Source organism: Streptomyces sp. JH34, from assembly GCF_029428875.1.
Taxonomy (GTDB): domain Bacteria; phylum Actinomycetota; class Actinomycetes; order Streptomycetales; family Streptomycetaceae; genus Streptomyces.
In genome coordinates, this window is record NZ_JAJSOO010000001.1 from 1237110 (window position 1) to 1256400 (window position 19291).

At 72.1% G+C, this 19291-nt stretch carries 19 protein-coding genes and 3 pseudogenes; 9 read left to right on the forward strand and 13 right to left on the reverse strand.

All coding sequences use genetic code 11. The features are described from left to right. The first annotated feature begins 27 nt into the window (after positions 1-27). Entirely contained in the window at positions 28-1032 is a 1005-nt protein-coding gene (locus LWJ43_RS05460) for a Gfo/Idh/MocA family protein (RefSeq protein WP_277331148.1), read from the forward strand. A 5-nt stretch (positions 1033-1037) separates the two neighbouring features. Here LWJ43_RS05460 and LWJ43_RS05465 read toward each other — a convergent pair whose 3' ends face one another. The 5 genes and pseudogenes from LWJ43_RS05465 to LWJ43_RS05485 form a co-directional block, all read right to left on the reverse strand. Next, on the reverse strand, positions 1038-2234 hold the full coding sequence (locus LWJ43_RS05465; protein WP_277331149.1) for a cytochrome P450 family protein: 1197 nt from the start codon (positions 2232-2234) through the stop codon (positions 1038-1040). Positions 2235-2250: 16 nt separating this feature from the next. After that, the gene (locus LWJ43_RS05470; protein WP_277331150.1) at positions 2251-2670 is read right to left on the reverse strand and encodes a PaaI family thioesterase; all 420 of its coding nucleotides are present in this window, start codon (positions 2668-2670) and stop codon (positions 2251-2253) included. 15 nt (positions 2671-2685) lie between these two features. Further along, positions 2686-3858 carry a cytochrome P450 family protein gene (locus LWJ43_RS05475; RefSeq protein WP_277331151.1) on the reverse strand — a complete coding sequence of 391 codons (1173 nt, stop codon included), beginning with the start codon at positions 3856-3858 and terminating at the stop codon, positions 2686-2688. A gap of 30 nt (positions 3859-3888) precedes the next feature. Beyond that, a pseudogene (locus LWJ43_RS05480) lies at positions 3889-4145 on the reverse strand (response regulator transcription factor); the annotation flags it as partial. After that, positions 4135-5055: a DMT family transporter gene (locus LWJ43_RS05485; RefSeq protein WP_277331152.1), complete on the reverse strand. Its 921-nt coding sequence runs from the start codon at positions 5053-5055 to the stop codon at positions 4135-4137. The pseudogene LWJ43_RS05480 and the gene LWJ43_RS05485, both read right to left, overlap by 11 nt. Positions 5056-5279: 224 nt before the next feature. Here LWJ43_RS05485 and LWJ43_RS05490 point away from each other — a divergent pair, with 224 nt between their 5' ends. Continuing rightward, entirely contained in the window at positions 5280-5924 is a 645-nt protein-coding gene (locus tag LWJ43_RS05490; RefSeq protein ID WP_277331153.1) for a TetR/AcrR family transcriptional regulator, read from the forward strand. Positions 5925-5945: 21 nt separating this feature from the next. Here the strand turns inward: LWJ43_RS05490 and LWJ43_RS05495 are convergent, their stop codons facing one another. Further along, positions 5946-6569 carry a dihydrofolate reductase family protein gene (locus LWJ43_RS05495; protein ID WP_277331154.1) on the reverse strand — a complete coding sequence of 208 codons (624 nt, stop codon included), beginning with the start codon at positions 6567-6569 and terminating at the stop codon, positions 5946-5948. A 244-nt stretch (positions 6570-6813) separates the two neighbouring features. Between LWJ43_RS05495 and LWJ43_RS05500 the strand changes: the two genes are divergently transcribed. Beyond that, positions 6814-7650 (forward strand): aldo/keto reductase, encoded by an 837-nt coding sequence (locus tag LWJ43_RS05500; RefSeq protein WP_277331155.1) that lies wholly within the window; start codon positions 6814-6816, stop codon positions 7648-7650. An 84-nt stretch (positions 7651-7734) separates the two neighbouring features. Here the strand turns inward: LWJ43_RS05500 and LWJ43_RS05505 are convergent, their stop codons facing one another. The 3 genes from LWJ43_RS05505 to allB all read right to left on the reverse strand — a co-directional run bounded on the left by LWJ43_RS05505 (position 7735) and on the right by allB (position 10633). Further along, positions 7735-8064, reverse strand: a complete 330-nt coding sequence (locus LWJ43_RS05505; RefSeq protein WP_014153155.1) for a putative quinol monooxygenase — start codon at positions 8062-8064, stop codon at positions 7735-7737. A gap of 107 nt (positions 8065-8171) precedes the next feature. Continuing rightward, a complete protein-coding gene (alc, locus tag LWJ43_RS05510; protein WP_277331156.1) occupies positions 8172-9287 on the reverse strand; it encodes an allantoicase in 1116 nt (371 codons plus the stop codon). A 2-nt stretch (positions 9288-9289) separates the two neighbouring features. After that, positions 9290-10633, reverse strand: a complete 1344-nt coding sequence (gene allB, locus LWJ43_RS05515) for an allantoinase AllB (protein ID WP_277331157.1) — start codon at positions 10631-10633, stop codon at positions 9290-9292. A 333-nt stretch (positions 10634-10966) separates the two neighbouring features. Here allB and LWJ43_RS05520 point away from each other — a divergent pair, with 333 nt between their 5' ends. After that, on the forward strand, positions 10967-11767 hold the full coding sequence (locus LWJ43_RS05520) for an IclR family transcriptional regulator (protein WP_277331158.1): 801 nt from the start codon (positions 10967-10969) through the stop codon (positions 11765-11767). A gap of 12 nt (positions 11768-11779) precedes the next feature. Here the strand turns inward: LWJ43_RS05520 and LWJ43_RS05525 are convergent, their stop codons facing one another. Together LWJ43_RS05525 and LWJ43_RS05530 are read right to left on the reverse strand one after the other, a co-directional pair. Next, positions 11780-12460: an ABC transporter ATP-binding protein gene (locus tag LWJ43_RS05525; protein WP_277331159.1), complete on the reverse strand. Its 681-nt coding sequence runs from the start codon at positions 12458-12460 to the stop codon at positions 11780-11782. Further along, positions 12457-13527: an ABC transporter permease gene (locus LWJ43_RS05530; protein WP_277331160.1), complete on the reverse strand. Its 1071-nt coding sequence runs from the start codon at positions 13525-13527 to the stop codon at positions 12457-12459. The genes LWJ43_RS05525 and LWJ43_RS05530 overlap by 4 nt, the downstream gene beginning before the upstream one ends. Before the next feature lie 110 nt (positions 13528-13637). On the opposite strand from LWJ43_RS05530, the gene LWJ43_RS05535 reads away from it, so the two are divergent. Together LWJ43_RS05535 and LWJ43_RS05540 are read left to right on the forward strand one after the other, a co-directional pair. Further along, positions 13638-14831, forward strand: coding sequence for a sensor histidine kinase (locus LWJ43_RS05535; protein ID WP_277331161.1), 1194 nt, complete (start codon positions 13638-13640; stop codon positions 14829-14831). Continuing rightward, positions 14828-15460: a response regulator gene (locus LWJ43_RS05540; RefSeq protein ID WP_277331162.1), complete on the forward strand. Its 633-nt coding sequence runs from the start codon at positions 14828-14830 to the stop codon at positions 15458-15460. The genes LWJ43_RS05535 and LWJ43_RS05540 overlap by 4 nt, the downstream gene beginning before the upstream one ends. A gap of 2 nt (positions 15461-15462) precedes the next feature. Here LWJ43_RS05540 and LWJ43_RS05545 read toward each other — a convergent pair whose 3' ends face one another. Further along, entirely contained in the window at positions 15463-15780 is a 318-nt protein-coding gene (locus tag LWJ43_RS05545; RefSeq protein WP_277331163.1) for a DUF5955 family protein, read from the reverse strand. A 188-nt stretch (positions 15781-15968) separates the two neighbouring features. On the opposite strand from LWJ43_RS05545, the gene LWJ43_RS05550 reads away from it, so the two are divergent. Further along, entirely contained in the window at positions 15969-16574 is a 606-nt protein-coding gene (locus LWJ43_RS05550) for a nucleotidyltransferase family protein (protein ID WP_277331164.1), read from the forward strand. Between the two features lie 252 nt (positions 16575-16826). Further along, a complete protein-coding gene (gene aceB, locus LWJ43_RS05555; protein ID WP_277331165.1) occupies positions 16827-18446 on the forward strand; it encodes a malate synthase A in 1620 nt (539 codons plus the stop codon). 225 nt (positions 18447-18671) lie between these two features. Here the strand turns inward: aceB and LWJ43_RS05560 are convergent. After that, positions 18672-18955, reverse strand: a pseudogene (locus tag LWJ43_RS05560) (acyl-CoA thioesterase domain-containing protein); the annotation flags it as partial. Between the two features lie 166 nt (positions 18956-19121). On the opposite strand from LWJ43_RS05560, the pseudogene LWJ43_RS05565 reads away from it, so the two are divergent. Further along, a pseudogene (locus LWJ43_RS05565) lies at positions 19122-19197 on the forward strand. The last annotated feature ends 94 nt before the right edge of the window (positions 19198-19291 follow it).

A 19291-nucleotide genomic window follows, 5' to 3' on the forward strand; every position in this document is an offset into this window, starting at 1 on the left:
GCGCCCGGTGGGCGGCACGTTGGGTCCATGCGCATCGGACTCATCGGCACGGGCCGGATCGGTTCCTTCCACGCGGGCGTCCTCGCACGCCATCCCGCCGTCGCCTCCCTGGTGGTGACGGATCCGGACTCCGTCCGCGCGGGTCAGGTCGCGGCGCGGACCGGAGCCACCGCCGTCGGCTCCACCGGGGAGCTGTTCGGCGCGGGGGTCGACGCCGTGGTGATCGCCTCGGCCACCTCGGCGCACGCGGACCTCATCGGTCGCGCGGCACGGGCCGGTCTGCCCGCCTTCTGCGAGAAGCCGGTCGCGCTGGACCTGGCGGGGACACTGGGGGCGCTGCGTGACGTCGAGCGGGCCGGCAGTGTGCTGCAGATCGGTTTCATGCGCCGCTTCGACGCGGGGTACGCCGCGGCGCGCACCGCTGTGCGCAGCGGTGCCCTGGGCCGGCTGCACACCGTGCGGGCGGCGACGTCCGACCCCGCTCCCCCGCCCGCGGCGTATCTGCCGCTCTCCGGCGGTCTGTTCCGGGACTGCCTGGTGCACGACTTCGACATCCTGCGCTGGGTGACGGGCCGTGAGGTGACGGAGGTGTACGCCACGGGATCGGACGCGGGCCCCGCGATGTTCCGGGAGGCCGGCGACGTGGACACGGCGGCGGCCCTGCTGACCCTGGACGACGGCACGCTCGCCACGGCCACCGCCACCCGGTGCAACGGGGCCGGGTACGACGTACGCATGGAACTGGCGGGCGAGCGGGACCAGATCGCCGTCGGCCTCGACGACCGTACGCCGCTCACGTCCGCCGAACCGCAGGGCCCGCCCGCGCCATCGAAGCCCTGGCCGGGCTTCCTCGAGCGGTTCGCCCCGGCCTACGCGGCCGAACTCGACGCGTTCCTCGGCGTCGTGCGGGGCGAGTCGGAGAACCCGTGCGACGGCCGGGAGGCGCTGCACGCGTTGCGCGTCGCCGAGGCGTGCGAGCTGTCGCGCGCGCGGCGCCGTCCCGTACGGATGACGGAGATCGCCGAGGCCTGAGCCCGCTACCAGGCCACCGGCAGGCTCACCGGCCCCCGGATGAGCATGCCGGTACGCCAGGTCAGCCGCGCCGGGTCCGTGTCGAGCCGCAGCCCCGGGCAGCGCTCCAGCAGCGAGCGGACGGCGACCCGGGCCTCGATGCGGGCCAGTGGCGCGCCGAGGCAGTAGTGGATGCCGTGCCCGAAGGCCACATGTCCGCGGGCGTCCCGGGTGATGTCGAAGCGCCCGGGGTCCGGGTACCGGGCGGGGTCGCGGTCGCAGTCGGCCATCGCGATCAGGACGAGTTCGCCACCTCCCGGGATCACCGTGCCGGAGACGTCGAGAGGCTCCGTGGTGAAGCGGTACGTCGGTGTCTCCACGGGCCCCTCGTAACGGAGCATTTCCTCGACCGCGTTGTCGAGGAGACCGAAGTCGGCCCGCAGGGCAGCCAGTTGGTCCTGGTGTGTGAGCAGGCTCAGCACTCCGTTGGAGATGAGGTTGACCGTGGTCTCGTGGCCTGCGACGAGCAGCAGCCAGGCCATGCCCATGAGTTCGTCGGCCGAGAGCTGGTCGCCGTCGTCGTCCGACGTGTGGATCAGCGCGCTCATCAGGTCGTCCCCGGGGGCCGCGCGCTTCTCCGCGAGCAGCCCGCCCAGGTACGCGGTCATGGCGGCGGTGGCCCGGCCGCGCGCTCCGGCGTCCAGGGACGACACGGCGGTGTTGGACCATTCACGGAATGCCTGCCGGTCCAGGGAGGGCACACCCAGCAGTTCGCAGATGACGGCCATGGGCAGAGGGAACGACAGCGCCTTGACCAGGTCGGCGCTCCGGACCGGCCCGTCGGTCATGGAGTCGAGGAGCCCGTCCGTCATCTCCTGGACGCGCGGGGCGAGCCGTTCCATACGGCGTGGGGTGAACTCCCGGGCCACGAGCCTGCGCAGCCGGGTGTGGGCCGGGGCGTCGGAGCTCAGCATGGACGTCCCCGCGGACACCTTGCTGACGCCCAGCGACGGAGACGCCCTGCGCCACTCCTTGGAGAGCCGCTGGTCGGCGAGGAGCGCACGCCCCGCCTCGTACCCGACGACGAGCCAGGCATCCGCGCCCTCCGGGATGCGGACCCGGTGGACCGGGCCGAGGGCCCGTAAGCGCGCGTAGACCGGATACGGGTCGCGGATGAAGTCGTCGCCGAGTGCGCCGAGGTCGAGCAGGGCTTCAGTGGTCAAGGGAGTTCCCTTCAGGTCAGGCCGGGCGGGCGGAGAGCACCGTCCCCTGCGCCACCGCGCACAGCGTCTCGGCCCCCTCGTCGTCCGCGGTGAACAGATCGCAGCGCACGACGGCCTGCCTGCGGCCGGTGTGGACCACCTCGGCGCGGGCGATCAGGGTGCTGCCGCTCGCCGGGCGGACGTACTGGATCGAGAAGCCGCCGGTCAGGACGGCGGATCCGAGCGTCGTCCCGGCGGCGAAGGTGAGCGCGTTGTCGGCCGCGTAGGACAGCACACCGCCGTGCAGGAACCCGTTCTGCTGGGTGAGTTCCTCGCGCACGTCGACCTCGAGGACGGCCGCGCCGTCCACGAACTCGGTGATCCTCGCGCCGACGAGCCGGCTGAACGGCTGACTGTCGAGGACCTGCTGTGCCGTGTCGAAGGAGAGTTCAGTCATGGACGTCATCACACATCACCAGCGCACCGGCAGACGACGGACCCCCCGGAGCAGCAGCCCCGGCAGCCAGTCCGGCTCCCCGCCTTCCGGGTCCCGCACGAGTCCGGGGCAGCGCTCCAGCAGCGCGCGGATCGCGATGCGGCCCTCCATCCGGGCCAGTGGAGCGCCCAGGCAGAAGTGGATGCCGTGCCCGAAGGCCAGGTGCCCCTGGGCCTCGCGCCGGATGTCGAAGGTGTCCGGGTCCGGGTAGCGGTCGGCGTCCCGGCCCCCGGAGCCCAGGGCGACCAGCACCGTCTCGCCCTGCGGAATGACGACCGAGCCGATCGCCACGGGTTCACGGGCGAACCGGAAGGTCGCCGTCCCGACGGGGCCGTCGTAGCGGAGCATCTCCTCGACCGCGCCGTCGATGAGCTCCGGCCGGGCACGGAGCAGGGCCAGCTGCTCCGGATGGTCGAGCAGTGCGCGTACGCCGTTGGAGATCAGGTTCACGGTGGTCTCGTGTCCCGCCACCAGGAGCAGGAAGGCCATGCCGATGAGTTCGTCCGGCGAGAGGCGGTCGCCCTCCTCGTCGCGTGCCTGGATCAGGGCGCTCATGAGGTCGTCGCCCGGGGAGCAGCGTTTGTCCTCGACCAGCTCGTCGAGGTAGGCGCCCATCGCCTGGACCGCCTCGCCCTCCTTCTCCGCGGAGACCGGCGTGACGACGGCGTTGGACAGCCGGCGGAAGGCGTCCCGGTCGATGTCGGGTACGCCGAGGAGTTCGCAGATCACGGTCATCGGCAGCGGGAAGGCGAACGCGTCGACGAGGTCGGCGCTCCCGGCGGGCACCATCGCGTCGAGCAGGTTCTCGGTGATCTGCTCGACGCGCGGGCGGAGCGCCGAGATCCGCCGGGCGGTGAACTCACGCGCGACGAGTTTGCGCAGCCGCGTGTGGTGCGGGGCGTCCATCTCCAGCATGTTGGCGTTGATGGGGTTGTCCGACGCGGACCAGAGGTCCGTCGTCCGCCAGTCCTTGCTGAACCGCTGGTCGGCGAGGGCCGCGCGGGCCTCCTCGTAGCCGACGATCATCCAGATCCGCTCGAAGCCGTCGGTACGGACCGGGTGCACCGGCCCTTCGGCGCGCAGCTTCGCGTAGAACGGATACGGATTCGCGCTGAAGTCCCGTGCCCCGCGCAGATCGACCACTGACATCGTCCCGCCCCCTCCTCCGGCCTGACCGGTTCAGCCTAGGCGGCCGTCTCCCGTCCCGTCCTCGTCCTCATGGAGGAGACCCGCGTCGTGCACCAACAGGGTTATCTGCACACGGTTGTTGAGATCGAGCCTGGCGAGGAACCGGGAGACGTGCGTCTTCACGGTGCCCACGCCCAGGTGGAGTCGCGCTGCGATCTCCGCGTTGGAGCCGCCCGTCCGACGGCCGAGGCCACGTCGTCGTGACGGGCGCGGCCGTGATGATCGCGGGGGACTCGATCAGGACGTGACGTCCGCCCGGCGGCGTCCCCACGCGGTGCCCGCCAGCACCAGTACCGCGCCCAGCACCCCCGGGACGCCGAGGTGTTCGCCGCCGATCGTGATGCCGACGGCCGCGGCCCAGAGAGGCTCCGTGCCCAGCAGCAGGCTGACCCGGGACGGCGAGGTGCGGCGTACCGACCACATCTGCACGAAGAACGCGAACAGGGTGCAGAAGACGGCGAGGAAGAGCAGCCCCGCCCATTCGGCAGCGCCGAAGTCCGCCGCCACCGTCCAGGGCGCCGCCCCGGTACCGGGGACCGCCGCCAGTACGGCGAAGACCGCGACCGCGCTGCCGAGCTGCACCGTGGTCAGGGACAGCGAGTCGGCGTCCTGGACCGCCTTGACGCGCGCCATCAGCAGGACGTGGAGCGTGCGGGCGAGGGCGGCGAGCAGCATCAGCAGATCGCCCGCCGACGGGCTGGTGAAGCCGCCGCCCTGGGTCAGCAGCACCACACCGGCGACCGAGAGTCCCGCCGCCGCGACGAACGCGGCGGGCGGCCGGACCCGGGTCACCACGGCCTCGGCCAGCGGGGTGAAGATCATCGTGAGGCTGATGATCAGCCCGGCGTTGGTCGCCGACGTGTGCACGACACCGTACGTCTCGAGCAGGAAGATCCCGCTGAGTACGAGCCCCAGCAGGCCCGCGCCCCGCCACTGTGCGCCGCTCAGTCCGCGTAGTCCGCGCCACGCGGCGACGGCCAGGGCGGGCAGCACGATCGCGAAGCGGAGCACGAGGACGGCGATCACGGTGTGCGTGGTGGTGATGCCCTTGGCCGCGAGGTAGCTGGCGCCCCACACGGCGGCGACGAGCAGGAGGGGCAGGTCGGTGACCCACGCCCGGCGGGGCGGGGCGAGGGCGGGCAGGACGGCAGAGGACACCTGGGTGCTCCTGGTTCTCCACAGCGGGAACGGTGTGGAGACCTCGCCGGCTCACACGGGAAGCGCTCACCGTACCGAACGGCCGAGCCCTGCGGGAACCCGCGTCCGGAGGGCGACTCGGCCACGTGTTCGCAGGGGTCGTACCGGGTGGAAGCGGTCCTGCGACCGGGCCGTCTCCTCCTAGAATGTCGGTCTTGGGACGCTCGGACACACGGAGTTGGCACATGGGTGGAGCGCGGCTGGACGGACGGGTCGAGCGGGGGAACCAGACCAGGCAACTGGTCCTGGGGCGCGCGGTCCACGTCGCCTCGACCGAAGGACTGGAGGGGCTGTCGCTCGGCCGGCTGGCCACGGAGCTGAAGTTGAGCAAGAGCGGCGTGTTCGCCCTGTTCGGCTCGAAGGAGGAGCTGCAGCTCGCCACCGTGCGCGCCGCCGTGACCGTCTTCGTCGAGCACGTGCTGACACCGACGAGGGCGGCCCCGCCCGGCCTGGGCCGCGTCTGGCGGATGTGCGAGAGCTGGCTCTCCTACTCCCGGCGCCGGGTGTTCAGCGGAGGCTGCTTCTTCTACGCGACCATCGCCGAGTTCGACTCCAGGGAGGGCAAGGTGCACGACGCGCTGGCCTCCACGCAGACGGGCTGGGTCACCTTCGTGGAGGAGACCGTCGAGGAGGCCAGGGTGCGGGGCCAACTCGCCGCGGACACCGACGTCTCGCAGCTGGCCTTCGAGCTCATCGCCTTCATGGAGCTGGCCAACGCGGAGTCCGTGCTGCACAACAACAACCCCGGCTACACCAAGGCGGCGCGGGCGATCCTGGGGCGGCTGCACGCCGCCGCGACCGATCCGTCCCTGGTACCGGCGGCTCCCTGAGGGAGAGCCGCGGCCCAGGTCTCACACGTCCTGCTCGAAGGTCCCGAACCGCGCACGTCCCGCGGGCCGGTAGGTGTGGATCGCGATGCCGCTCCCGGTGGTCCGGGCGCCGGTCAGCTCGAAGGCCGTCGGCTGCCCGCCGTCCGCGAAGAGGCGCCTGCCCCTGCCCAGGTAGACGGGGTGGACGACCAGGTTGACCTCGTCGATCAGGTCGTGCGCCAGGAGGGACTGCGCCAGCGTGCCGCTGCCGTGGATCTGCAGTTCGCCCTCCGCCGTCCGCTCCTTCAGCCGTGCGACCTCGGCCGGCACGTCACCCGAGACGACCGTGGTGTTCTCCCACGCCGGATCGGTCAGCGTGCGGGAGACGACGTGCTTGGGCAGGGTGTTGAGCCGGGCGGCGATCGGGTCCTGCGGGTCGGTGACCCGGGGCCAGTAGGACGCGAAGATGTCATACGTACGCCGTCCGAGGAGGTAGGCACCCGAGCGGTCGAAGACCTCGTTGATGAAGGCACCCATGCCGTCGTCCGCGAAGGGCACCATCCAGCCGCCGTACTCGAAGCCGCCGGTGGTGTCCTCGTCGGGGCCCCCGGGCGCCTGCATCACCCCGTCCAGCGACACGAACGTGGTGAGGGTCAGCTTCGCCATGGTCCTGCTCCTTCCGCCGCGCCGCCGTGGGTGACGGGTCCCGGCATTCCGTGCGCTTCCACCTGTCCAGACCCCAGCTTCGGGCGGAACTCATCGGTTCGCCCGGCGGGATCCGCCGCCGGTCCCGGGCCGGGCGGCGCGAACGGCCGAGCCGTCCGCCCGGGGGCCCGGGCCGCGTCGCCCCGCCGTGCCTGCCGGCCCGTCCTACGCTGGCGGGGACCGTACGCGAACGAAATGGGAGACCATGAGCCAGACACCGCCCCCGGTCCGCAACCTGCACGACGGCAGCACCATCCCCGCGGTGGGCCTCGGTACCTGGCCGCTGGACGACGACGCGGCGGAGGAGGCCGTCGCGGGCGCGCTGCGGCTCGGCTACCGGCTCGTGGACACCGCGCTGAACTACGGGAACGAGACCGGCACCGGCCGCGGGATCGCCCGGTCCGGGGTGCCGCGGCAGGAGCTCTTCGTCACGACCAAGGTGCCGGGCCGCCACCACGGCTACGAGGAGACGCTGGCCTCCTTCGAGGTGTCGCGGGGCAGTCTGGGGCTGGAGTACGTCGACCTGTACCTCATCCACTGGCCGCTGCCCCGGGTGGACAAGTACGTCGACACCTGGAAGGCCATGATCAAGCTCCGCGAGGACGGCCTCGTACGCGCCATCGGCGTCTCCAACTTCACGGCGGAGCATCTGGACCGGCTGGAGCGGGAGACGGGGGTGCTGCCCGTGGTGAACCAGATCGAGATGCATCCGCTGCTCCCCCAGGAGGACCTGCGGGCGGTGCACACCGCCAAGGGCATCGTCACGGAGAGCTGGAGTCCGCTGGCCAGGGGACGTCAGGTCCTGGAGGCCCCCGAGGTGATCGCGGCGGCCGAGGCACACGGTGTGACGCCGGGCCAGGTCGTACTGCGGTGGCACACACAGCTGGGAGCGGTGCCGATCCCGAAGTCCGCCGATCCCGGGCGGCAGCGGGAGAACCTCGACCTGTTCGGCTTCGAACTGACGCAGCAGGAGCTGGACCGGATCGGGGCCCGGCCGCCACACCGCTTCGGCGGGGACCCCGAGACGCACGAGGAGTTCTGACGGCTGAGGGCCACCGGTCGCGGGCCGGCCGCGACCGTCACCCGGCGCGCGGGCGGCGACCGTCACCGGCCGGAGCCGCGGGCGTCACCGGTTGCGCGGGGTGACCTCCGACATCCGGGACCAGTCGTCCCCGGGCACCTCGACGTTGATGATCTCCGGAACCTCGCTGACGAGTTCCGACATGGTGTCGATCGCGGCCTTGAAGTGCTCGGAGTTCACGTGCGCCACGCCCGCCTCCTGCGAGGCGAACGCCTCCAGCAGGACGAACTGGTCGGGGTTCTCGACGCTGTAGGACCAGTCGAAGAAGAGGTTGCCCGGCTCCTGACGGGTGGCGAGCGTGAACTCCTCGACGGCGGGGAGCCAGTTGTCCCGCTCGGCGCTGCGCACGGTGAACTTGACGGCGATGAAGATCATGGCGACTCCTGGTCGGGGCGACGACGTCCCGACCAGGGTCGCATATCACCGCAGGCCGGACCGGAACCGGCACACCCGCCCGCGTACCGGCCGTCGGTGCGGGGGGCCTACCCGCCGAGCGACTCGTGGCGGGCGGCCAGCCGCGCCGCCCCTTCCTCGGTCAGTGAGCCGAAGAGGCGCAGCCGGGAGATCCCGCCGTCCGGGAAGATGTCGATCCTGACGTGCGTGCCCCGCACGGGTGCCGGCAGGACGAACCGGTGGTTCGTGTCGGGCTGGAGACGGGTCCGGGGCAGAAGGTCCGCCCACTCGCCGCCTTCCCCGTCACGGACCGAAATCGCCGCCCAGCCCGCCGCGTTGCCCTTGAGGTAGGCGGTGTCGATCTCGACGGCCCGGATCTCCGACCGGTCCGCCAGGCGGTAGCGGATCCAGTCGTTGCCCTTGTCGCGCCGGCGGCGGGTCTCCCAGCCGTCGTCCATCTTGCGGGACCTGCCGGGCGCGATGGTGTGGGTGGCCGGCGAGTAGAAGCGGTCGGAGGCGTCCTCGACCTCGCCGCCGTTCTCCAGGGCCGCCAGGTCGAACGTACCGAGGGCGGCCAGCCACGCGGGGTCGGGTGCCACCTCGCCGTGGACGCGCAGCCGGGCGATGCCGCCGTCGGGGTGCTGGTTGACCCGCAGATGGGTGAAGCGCCTGCCCGCGTCGACGGCGAAGCCGTTGGCCGCGTGCCCGCCGACGGCGGTGCGGGGGACGAGGGTTGTCCACTCCACGCCGGGCGCGAGGAGCTCCTCGGGGGACGGGGAGCCGGGCAGGGAGGTCGCCTCGACGGAGACCGACTGCGGGTAGTTGCCGCGGAAGTGCGCGGTGTCGACGATCAGCCCGCGCACCACTCCGGGAGCGCCGAGGCGCACGAGGGCCCAGTCGTGGTCCTCGTCGGTGGGGTGCGGTTCGGCGGCGCTCGTGCCGCGCCTGCGGCGGGTCTCCCAGCCGTCCATGATCTTGCCCTTGTGTCCGAAGCGCTCGGGGTCGAACTCCGCGGGCTCCGGCTTCAGCAGGTTCTCGCGCTCGGCGAAGAACTCGTCGTTGGCGGCGACGACCCCCGCGCCGAGGCGCCGGTCGGCCAGGTCGACGAGGTGGGTGAAGGGGAAGTCGGCGGTGCGGTAGTCGGCGTACGGGTCGCCGCCCCCGTACGGGCTCGCGTCGCCGGTGAAGTGCGGTGTCGCCGTCATGGTCAGTGGTTCCTCTCGAGGAGACGGCCGGTGGGTCCGGCGAGTACGCCGTCCGCCGCGATCCGCGTGCCGCGCAGCCAGGTGGACCTGACGACGCCGTACAGCGTCTTCCCGGCGTAGGCGGTGACCTGGTTGCGGTGGAAAAGCCCGGCCGGGTCGACGGTGAAGGTCTCGTCGGGGGCGAGGACCGCGAAGTCCGCGTCCCGTCCGGCCTCGATGGCGCCCTTGCGGGTGAGTCCGGCGAGGCCGGCCGGGGCGGCGGACATCCAGCGGGCCACGTCGTCGAGGGTGTGGCCGCGTCGGCGTGCCTCGGTCCAGATGGCGGGCAGGCCGAGCTGGAGCGAGGAGATGCCGCCCCAGGCGGTGGCGAAGTCGGGGGTCTTGAGGTCCGTGGTGCAGGGCGAGTGGTCGGAGACGACGCAGTCGATCGTGCCGTCTGCGAGCCCCGCCCACAGGACGTCCTGGTTGACGGCCTCGCGGATCGGCGGACAGCACTTGAACTCCGTCGCGCCGTCCGGGACCTCCTCGGCGGTCAGGGTGAGGAAGTGCGGGCACGACTCGACGGTCACGCGCAGGCCCTCGCGCTTCGCGGCGGCGATCCGCGGCAGCGCGTCGCCGGAGGAGAGGTGCAGGACGTGGACGCGGGCGTCCAGACGCCTGGCCTGGGCGATGAGGCCTTCGATCGCGGCGTTCTCGGCGTCACGGGGACGGGACGCCAGGAAGTCGGCGTACTTCTCGCCGCTCCTCTGCGGAGCTTCGGCCAGGTGGTGCGGATCCTCGGCGTGCACGATCAGCAGGCCGTCGAAGCCGGCGATCTCCGCCATGGAACGGGCCAGTCGCTCCTGGTCGAGCTCGGGGAACTCCTCGACGCCGGAGGGCGAGAGGAAGCACTTGAAGCCGAAGACCCCGGCTTCGTACAGCGGGCGCAGGTCCTTCGTGTTGGACGGGATCGCACCGCCCCAGAAGCCGGTGTCGATGTGCGCCTTGGGGGCGGCCACCTGTTGCTTGACGCGCAGGTTCTCGACGGTGGTGGTCGGCGGCAGGGAGTTGAGCGGCATGTCGAGGAGCGTGGTGATGCCCCCGGCGGCGGCCGCCCGGGTGGCGGTCCAGAAGCCCTCCCACTCGGTGCGGCCCGGATCGTTCACGTGGACATGGGTGTCGACGAGCCCAGGCATCAGGACGTCGTCGCCGAGGTCCTCGACGCGGGCGCCTGCCGGCACCTCGGCGTCGTAGGGCAGGACCGCCTCGATCTCCTCGCCGGCGACGAGCACCGCCGCGGCGCGGGTTCCCCCGGGGGTGACGACGCGCGTCGAGCGGAGTACCAGCTTCACGTCCACACCGGGCACCTGTGCTCCTCACTCAAGTTCAACGATTTGTTGAAGGAGTCTTCACTCGGGGAAGCGGCCCGTCAAGACCTCGCCCACCCGCATGCGGCGACCGGTGGACCATGGACCGCGCCATCTGGAGGTTTCCACGAAGTAAAAGTTCATTTTCGTCATACGGAACGTAGAATGAGCCAGGAGCGGCGTCACCGTGCTGCGGACCGCACACGGGCCGGATCGCCGACACCTGGACAAAACAGGTCCTGACCGGCAAGGACGCCGCACCGGGAGCAGTGGGCCGATCGGGAACGGCCCGGTAGGCTGCTGCCTTGCCTCCGCTTCGAAAGGACCGTTGACGTGCCGCCGTCCCACGCCAGCACATCCGACTCCAAGCCCGCCGGTCCCAGCGGCGGTGTGCAGTCCCTGGAGCGCGCCTTCGATCTGTTGGAGCGCATGGCGGATGCCGGGGGCGAGGTCGGGCTCAGCGAACTCTCCGCGAGCAGCGGGCTCCCGCTCCCCACCATCCACCGGCTGATGCGCACCCTGGTGGTGTGCGGCTACGTCCGCCAGCAGCCCAACCGGCGTTACGCGCTGGGCCCGCGGCTGATCCGTCTCGGCGAGTCCGCGTCCCGGCTGCTGGGCACCTGGGCGCGGCCGTACCTCCAGCGCCTGGTCGAGGAGACCGGTGAGACGGCGAACATGGCACTGCTCGACGGCGACGAGGTCGTCTATGTCGCCCAGGTGCCGTCGAAGCACTCGATGCGGATGTTCACCGAGGTGGGCAGGCGGGTGCTTCCCCACTCCACCGGTGTCGGCAAGGCGCTGCTCGCGCACACCCCGGCGGACGAGGTGCGCGCGCTGCTGGCCCGTACGGGCATGCCGGCGGCCACCGAGAAGACGATCACCACGCCGGACGGTTTCCTCGACGCGCTGGAACAGGTGCGGAGGGCGGGCTACGCGGTGGACGACAACGAGCAGGAGATCGGGGTCCGCTGCCTCGCGGTGCCGGTGCCGGACTCCCCCACCTCGGCCGCCATCTCCATCTCCGGCCCCGCGGGCCGGGTGACGGAGACGGCGACCGAGCGGATCGTGCCGATCCTCCAGGAGGTCGCGAAGGAGCTCTCCGTGGCGCTGGCGAGCAGCGGTCCGGCTTCCTGAGGGGCTGAGCTGTCAGACCGGGGCCGGTGCCGTCAGCCGGCCGTCCTCCATCGTCACCGTCGCGTCCACCCGGTCCAGATGCGCCCGGTCGTGGGTGACCAGGACCGTGGCCGTCGACCGTGCGCGGGTCAGGCCGGCCAGCAGGTCCAGGACCGCGGCGCCCCGCTCGTGGTCGAGCGCACTGGTCGGTTCGTCGACGAGCAGCACGGCGGGCTCGTTCATCAGGGCCCGCGCGATGTTGATCCGCTGACGCTGACCGCCCGACAGCTGGTGCGGCCTGCGGTCGGCCTTGTCGGCCAGACCGACGGCGTCCAGGAGTTCCCGCGCGCGTACCCGGCCGGCACGTGGCGAACCGCCGGACAGATGGGTCATCACCGTCAACTGCTCCACCGCGGTGAGCGACGGCAGCAGGTTCGGCTGCTGGAAGACGATGCCGACGCGCTCCCTGCGCAGTGCGGCCCTCTCCGCGCGGCTGAGCCCGGCGGTGTCCGTGCCCGCCACGACGACCCGCCCGCCGTCCGGGGTGACCAGCGTGGCCGCGACGGCGAGCAGGCTGGATTTGCCGGATCCCGATGGTCCGACGACCGCGGTGAGCGTGCCCGCGGGAATGTCCAGGGAGATCCGGTCGAGGGCGGTGAGCCGGGTGTCGCCGTCCGGATAGGTGAGGGTGACATCGGTGAGGGTGAGGGTCATCGGACGCTCCCGAGTGCGGTGAGGGGGTCGACGGCGGTGATCCGCCGGATGGACAGCGCGGCCCCGAGCGCGCCGAGGGTGATCATGACGGCGGCGGGCACGAGGACCGTCGAGGTGTCCAGGACGAACGGCACGGCCCCGTCCCCTCCTCCGACGAGCGCGCCGATGCCCGCGGCGAGCGCGCTGCCCGCCCCGGTGCCGGCGGCGAGCATCACGACTGCCTGTCCGAGGGCGTCCCGCAGCAGGTACGGCGTCGAGGCGCCGAGTGCCTTGAGCACGGCGACGTCGCCGCTGCGCTGGATGGTCCAGACGGTGAAGAAGGCGCCGACGACCAGCGCGGAGATGGCGAAGAGGAACCCCCGCATGAGCTGGAGCGAGCCGTTCTCGGCCTGGTAGGAGCCGATCGCGGTGAGGGATTCGTCCAGGGTCAGGGTGCGGGTGCCGGCCGCCTCGTCACCGGCCGCGAGATCCGCACCGTGCGTCCTCAGCGCGATCACGGTGGCCTGCTCCCCGTCACCGCTGACGCGCTGCCAGTCGTGGAGCGAGGTCCACACCACCGGGGTGTGGCTGTACGAGGCGTCGCCCGCGACCGCGTCCACGGTCACGTCGGCGCCGCCCAGCCGGACGGTGTCACCGGCGCCCGCGCCGAGGTCGTCGGCGGCCTGCCGGGAGAGCACCACCCGGCCCGCTGCCACCGCCCCGGGTGCGAGGTCCCCGGCCGGGCGGACACCGAACGCCGAGACCGCCGCCGTGCGGTCGCCGGCGGCGGCGTCCAGCGTCCGGATCCCGAGGGGTTCGGCGGCGGTGACCCCGGGCAGGGCTGCCCAGGTCCGCCAGGCGCTCTCCTCGACGACGGAATCGGTGAACGACACCGCCCGACCGTCGGGCGGCGCCGCGAAGGCGAGACGGTCGGTGTCCAGCCCCGTGACTGCCGAGGTGTTCTCCCTGGCCAGCCCCGCCGTCAGACCGGACAGCAGCCCCACGAGCAGCGTGATCAGCACCACGACCGTACCCATGAGCGCGAACCGGCCCCGGGCGAATCTCAGGTCTCTCCATGCAACGAACATGGATCCAGCGTCGGGCCCACGGCCCGCGCCGACATCGAGCGCCGGAGGGGGTGGACATCAACCTTTCGGTTGACCTGCGCCGCGGCTGTCACCTCTACGCTGGAACGACCATGAATCCGCGTGCGCACACCCATGTCACCACCGCGCTGCGGCTCTGTCTGCACGCGCTGCTGCTGGGGCTGCTGGCGCTCACCGCGGCCCGGGCGATGGACGACACCTCGGTGGTCGTCCTGGCGGGGGTGATGGCCGGCCTCTACGGCACGGGCGCGCTGGCCCCCGCCGTACAGCCGCACACCCGGGCCGCCGCGGTCTGGCTCGCCGCGCTGGGCGCGGTGTGGCTGACCCTGCTCGCCCTGTCGCCCGGCGCCCTGTGGGTGGCCTTCCCGCTGTACTTCCTGCAGCTGCACCTGCTCCCGACGCGGTGGGGGCTGCCCGCCGTGGTGGTCACCGCGGCCGCCGCCATCGCCGGCTTCGTGCTGCACGGCCATGAGATCACGCCGGGTACGTTCATCGGGCCGCTGCTCGGGGCGGCGGTCGCCGTGGCGACCGTGCTCGGGTACGACGCGCTGTTCCTGGAGAGCGAACGCCGGCGCGAACTCATCGAGGAACTGGTCTCCACCCGGGCCGAGCTCGCCGACGCGGAGCGCACCGCGGGCACCCTCGCCGAGCGGGAGCGCCTGGCCCGCGAGATCCACGACACCCTCGCGCAGGGCCTGTCCAGCATCCAGCTCCTGCTGCGGGCCGCCGAGCACACCCTCCCGGCCGACGCGCCGGCCACCGCTCATGTGCGCCGGGCACGTGAGGCGGCCCAGGACAACCTGGCCGAGGCCCGCCGCTTCGTACGGGCGCTGAGCCCACCGGATCTGGAGGACGGCTCGCTGGCGGCTGCCCTGTCCCGGCTGTCGTCCCGTACGTCGTCGCCGGATCTCACCGTGCAGTTCGCGGTCAGCGGCACGCCCCTGGAGCTGCCGACCCCGTACGAGGTGGCGTTGCTCCGTACCGCGCAGTCCGCGCTGGCGAACACCGTGCGGCACTCGGGGGCGCGTCGCGCGGAGATCACCCTCAGCTTCATGGAGACGTCGGTGTCCCTGGACGTGGTGGACGACGGGCGCGGTTTCGACCCGGAGTCATCGGCCGGGACGCGGCGGAGTCCGGACAGCGGAGGCTTCGGTCTGCCCGCGATGCGGGTCCGGGCGCGTTCGCTGGGCGGCACACTGAGTGTGGAGTCGGCGCCGGGGCAGGGCACGGCGCTGGCGGTCACCCTGCCGCTTCCCCTCACGGACGGAGAGGACACCACCCCATGACCGGCCCGATCAGGCTGCTGCTCGCCGATGACCACCCGGTGGTCCGGGCGGGTCTGCGGGCCGTACTCGACGCCGAACCGGACTTCGAGATCGTCGCGGAGGCGGCCACCGCGGAGCGGGCCGTGGCCCTCGCCGCCACCGGCGCCTTCGACGTCGTCCTGATGGACCTGCAGTTCGGCGGGGGGATGCACGGGTCGGAGGCCACCGCCGCGATCACGGCGGCAGCCGACGCCCCCCGCGTCCTGATCCTCACCACGTACGAGTCGGACGCGGACATCCTGGCCGCCGTCGAGGCGGGGGCCGGCGGCTACCTGCTCAAGGACGCCCCTCCCCAGGAACTGGCGGCGGCCGTGCGCACGGCCGCCGCGGGCCGCTCCGCGCTCGCCCCGGCGGTCGCCCACCGCCTGATGGACCGGATGCGCACGCCCGCCCAGGCCCTGACCAGACGCGAGCTGGAGGTCCTCCAGCTGGTCGGCGAGGGCCTGTCGAACCAGCAGATCAGCAAGCGGCTGTTCCTGAGCCAGGCGACGGTGAAATCCCATCTGGTGCACATCTACGCCAAGCTGGGCGTCGACTCACGCACCTCGGCGGTCGCCGCCGCCACCGCACGCCGGCTGATCCGCCGCTGACCTCACGGCTGGCGCGGCGGCTCCCCGAACAGGTCCACGGCCACGCGGACGTCCCGCAGGCCGGACGCCAGCGCGCTGACCGACCCGATCGCCCCCGCGACCAGCAGCAGCGAGCGGCGCAGCCGGAGGATTTCGGGCCGCCCGCCGCACGCCATGGCGTCGAGTGCGGCCAGTTCGTCCTCGGCGATCCCCCGGTCCGGGAACTCGGCCGGATGCCCGGCGAGTTCGCGGCGCAGCCGTGAGACAGCCGTGCGCAGCTCCGTCACCCTCGGGTCCTCGCCGCTTCCGGTCAACCGCTCCTGCCCCACGCTACGCAACAAAGCACTCCCCCTCGCACGTCGTCGTGCCGGTGCCGGCCTGGTCCCGGGCAGTGGTCAAGTGCCTGGGAACGTCCGCGAGTCGGCGCACTCGGAAGTGGTGTGCGCGACTGCGCGGACAGGGGAGGAGGGTACCCCCGAGGGGTGACGGTCAATCCGCCGGACGGACAACGCAGTGGTATCCAGGGCACATGGCTCACACACAACGGATCCCCGTGGTCGCCGGGGTACTGCTCGCCGCCGGGGGCGGCCGCCGTCTCGGCGGCCGGCCGAAGGCCCTGCTCGAACACCGCGGCCGCCCCCTCGTCGAGCACGCGGTGCGGGCGCTGCGCAACGGCGGGTGCGGCCCGGTCCACGTGGTGCTGGGCGCGGCGGCGGACGAGGTGCGGGACCTGGCGGACCTCTCGGCGTGCGGGGTGACGGTGAATCCGTCGTGGGAGGAGGGCATGGGCTCCTCGCTCCGGGCGGGTCTGGCCTCGCTCGCCGGTTCGGACGCGGACGCCGCTCTCGTCCTCCTGGTGGACCAGCCGGGCATCGGGGCGGAGGCGGTGGCCCGGGTCCGCTCGGCGTACCACTCGCGGTCGAGTCTGGCCGCCGCCGCGTACGACGGGGAGCGCGGGCACCCCGTGCTGTTCGGGGCGGACCACTGGGAGGCCGTCGCGGCGGGCGCGGTCGGGGACCAGGGGGCCCGGGCCTACCTGCGGGCACACCGCGACGCGATCACGCTCGTCGAGTGCTCCGACGTCGCGCGGGCACACGACATCGACACGGCGGCCGACCTGAGACATCTGGAGTGAACGGAACGGATCGGACTGGCACGCCGCGCCATCTCGACGGGACGTCTGTCGACCCGGAGAATCTCGACATCAACAAACCATTGAACTTCCACCATGAGGAAACTAATATCCACTGATCAGAAGCACATGGTTCCGCTTCCGGTCCGCGGCGGTACCCATGGCCGTATCCCGGAGCCCCGGCACCCCGTGCCGTCCCGGGCGACCCGGCGTCCGTGGATGCCGTCGCACCACCCGCTGAAGGAGTGACAGCTCATGTCCGCACCAGCGCCGTCCCCGCTGGCCATCGTCGATGCCGAGCCCCTGCCGAGGCAGGACGAGGTCCTGACCGATGCGGCCCTCGCGTTCGTGGCCGAGCTGCACCGCCGGTTCACGCCCCGGCGTGACGAGCTGCTCGCCCGCCGCGGCGAGCGCCGCGCCGAGATCGCCCGCACCTCCACGCTGGACTTCCTGCCGGAGACGGAAGCGGTCCGCGCGGACGACACCTGGAAGGTCGCCCCGGCCCCAGCCGCGCTGGACGACCGCCGGGTGGAGATCACGGGCCCGACCGACCGCAAGATGACCGTCAACGCCCTGAACTCGGGCGCCAGGGTCTGGCTCGCCGACTTCGAGGACGCGTCCGCCCCCACGTGGGAGAACGTGATCACCGGCCAGCTCAATCTGATCGACGCCTACACCCGCAACATCGACTTCACCGACCCGAAGTCGGGCAAGTCGTACGCCCTGAAGCCCGCGGACGAGCTCGCGACCGTCGTCACCCGCCCCCGCGGCTGGCACCTGGACGAGCGCCACCTCCAGCTCGACGGCACCCCGGTGCCCGGCGCCCTGGTCGACTTCGGCCTCTACTTCTTCCACAACGCGCAGCGGCTGATCGACCTCGGCAAGGGCCCGTACTTCTACCTCCCGAAGACGGAGTCGTACCTGGAGGCCCGCCTCTGGAACGACATCTTCGTCTTCGCCCAGGAATACGTCGGCATCCCGCAGGGGACGGTCCGCGCGACCGTCCTGATCGAGACCATCACCGCCGCGTACGAGATGGAGGAGATCCTCTACGAACTCCGCGACCACGCCTCCGGGCTGAACGCCGGCCGCTGGGACTACCTCTTCTCCATCGTCAAGAACTTCCGTGACGGCGGTTCGAAGTTCGTCCTGCCGGACCGCAACCTGGTGACGATGACCGCCCCGTTCATGCGGGCGTACACCGAACTCCTGGTCCGCACCTGCCACAAGCGCGGCGCGCACGCCATCGGCGGCATGGCGGCCTTCATCCCCTCGCGGCGCGACGCCGAGGTCAACAAGGTGGCCTTCGAGAAGGTCAAGGCGGACAAGGACCGCGAGGCGGGCGACGGTTTCGACGGCTCGTGGGTGGCTCACCCGGACCTGGTGCCGATCGCGATGTCGTCCTTCGACGCGGTGCTCGGCGACAAGCCGAACCAGAAGGACCGCCTGCGCGAGGACGTCTCGGTGGCGGCGGGCGACCTGATCGCCATCGACACGCTCGACGCGAAGCCCTCGTACGACGGCCTGCGCAACGCCGTCGCGGTCGGCATCCGCTACATCGAGGCGTGGTTGCGAGGGATGGGCGCGGTCGCCATCTTCAACCTGATGGAGGACGCGGCCACCGCGGAGATCTCACGCTCGCAGATCTGGCAGTGGATCAACGCGGACGTGGTCTTCGAGAACGGCGAGCACGCCACGGCGGACCTGGCCCGCAAGGTCGCGGCCGAGGAACTGGCGGCGATCCGCGCGGAGATCGGCGACGAGACCTTCGAGGCCGGCAGGTGGCAGCAGGCCCACGACCTCCTGCTCCAGGTCTCCCTCGACCAGGACTACGCGGACTTCCTGACGCTGCCGGCGTACGAGCAGCTGCGCTGACACGCGTTCGCGAACGCCCCCGGTGCCGCCGTCGGCGCCGGGGGCGTTCGCGTTCCGCAGCGAGGTGCGCGGAACAGTGGAGATCGAGATCGTCGATGTCCTCTGTAAGCGCGTCCCTGATGTCCGAGCCGAGCCCACCCGGAGAAGCGCGCCACTTCCCTCAGCAGTCCCGCTCGACTGCGCGCACCGTCCTCACCGGACGGTGGTGCGGCGTCCCGGTGCCTCGATGAGCGCGACGGCGTCGACGAGTTCGGCGGTGCGCCCGGGCCGGATCGTCTCCACGCGGATCTCGCACTCGTCGAGCGCGAGACGGCCGAGGATGTCGAAGCTGATACGGGACGGGACCATCCCGGCGTCCGGGCGGCCGCCCAGGTGGCGGTCGCCGGCGTGCACGATCAGTCCGCCGAGCGGCTGAAGTGCTGTTCGTCGGGGTCCCAGGCGCCGCCGGCGTGCGTGGTCGGCTTGTAGCGGTGGACATCGATGGGTTCGTAGTAGCTGCCGGCGTTCACGGGGTTTCTCTCCAGGTCGAGCGGACTGCCGGTGGGCGGCTGGCCGGGGCCGCGTATGTGGGGAGGGCCGCCCCGGGCGGATCCCTTCCGGGCCGCCCGGCAGACGAGCACAACCAGCGTACTGGCGTGCGATTTCGAGCCGGGCGCCGCTATGATCACGCACGGCAAGGCTGTAGCGCAGAGGTCGTCGCGCCCACGCATCAAGCTGGAGGACGCCGGTTCGAATCCGGCCGGTCTTGCCACCTGTTCTCGGAGGGATGGCGTCGGCACGCCGGGCGGGCGGTGGACGTGGTCGTCCCCCGCGGCCGGAGCGTCGGCAAGGGACTGGAGAGTTGT

What these genes read in the sequence shown, in the direction of transcription:
- LWJ43_RS05460 (WP_277331148.1), top strand. Translation starts at nt 28, where the DNA reads ATGCGCATCGGACTCATCGGCACGGGCCGGATCGGTTCCTTCCACGCG.
- LWJ43_RS05470 (WP_277331150.1), bottom strand. Translation starts at nt 2,670, where the DNA reads ATGACTGAACTCTCCTTCGACACGGCACAGCAGGTCCTCGACAGTCAG.
- LWJ43_RS05475 (WP_277331151.1), bottom strand. Translation starts at nt 3,858, where the DNA reads ATGTCAGTGGTCGATCTGCGCGGGGCACGGGACTTCAGCGCGAATCCG.
- LWJ43_RS05490 (WP_277331153.1), top strand. Translation starts at nt 5,280, where the DNA reads ATGGGTGGAGCGCGGCTGGACGGACGGGTCGAGCGGGGGAACCAGACC.
- LWJ43_RS05495 (WP_277331154.1), bottom strand. Translation starts at nt 6,569, where the DNA reads ATGGCGAAGCTGACCCTCACCACGTTCGTGTCGCTGGACGGGGTGATG.
- LWJ43_RS05500 (WP_277331155.1), top strand. Translation starts at nt 6,814, where the DNA reads ATGAGCCAGACACCGCCCCCGGTCCGCAACCTGCACGACGGCAGCACC.
- LWJ43_RS05505 (WP_014153155.1), bottom strand. Translation starts at nt 8,064, where the DNA reads ATGATCTTCATCGCCGTCAAGTTCACCGTGCGCAGCGCCGAGCGGGAC.
- alc (WP_277331156.1), bottom strand. Translation starts at nt 9,287, where the DNA reads ATGACGGCGACACCGCACTTCACCGGCGACGCGAGCCCGTACGGGGGC.
- LWJ43_RS05525 (WP_277331159.1), bottom strand. Translation starts at nt 12,460, where the DNA reads ATGACCCTCACCCTCACCGATGTCACCCTCACCTATCCGGACGGCGAC.
- LWJ43_RS05530 (WP_277331160.1), bottom strand. Translation starts at nt 13,527, where the DNA reads ATGTTCGTTGCATGGAGAGACCTGAGATTCGCCCGGGGCCGGTTCGCG.
- LWJ43_RS05535 (WP_277331161.1), top strand. Translation starts at nt 13,638, where the DNA reads ATGAATCCGCGTGCGCACACCCATGTCACCACCGCGCTGCGGCTCTGT.
- LWJ43_RS05540 (WP_277331162.1), top strand. Translation starts at nt 14,828, where the DNA reads ATGACCGGCCCGATCAGGCTGCTGCTCGCCGATGACCACCCGGTGGTC.
- LWJ43_RS05550 (WP_277331164.1), top strand. Translation starts at nt 15,969, where the DNA reads ATGGCTCACACACAACGGATCCCCGTGGTCGCCGGGGTACTGCTCGCC.
- aceB (WP_277331165.1), top strand. Translation starts at nt 16,827, where the DNA reads ATGTCCGCACCAGCGCCGTCCCCGCTGGCCATCGTCGATGCCGAGCCC.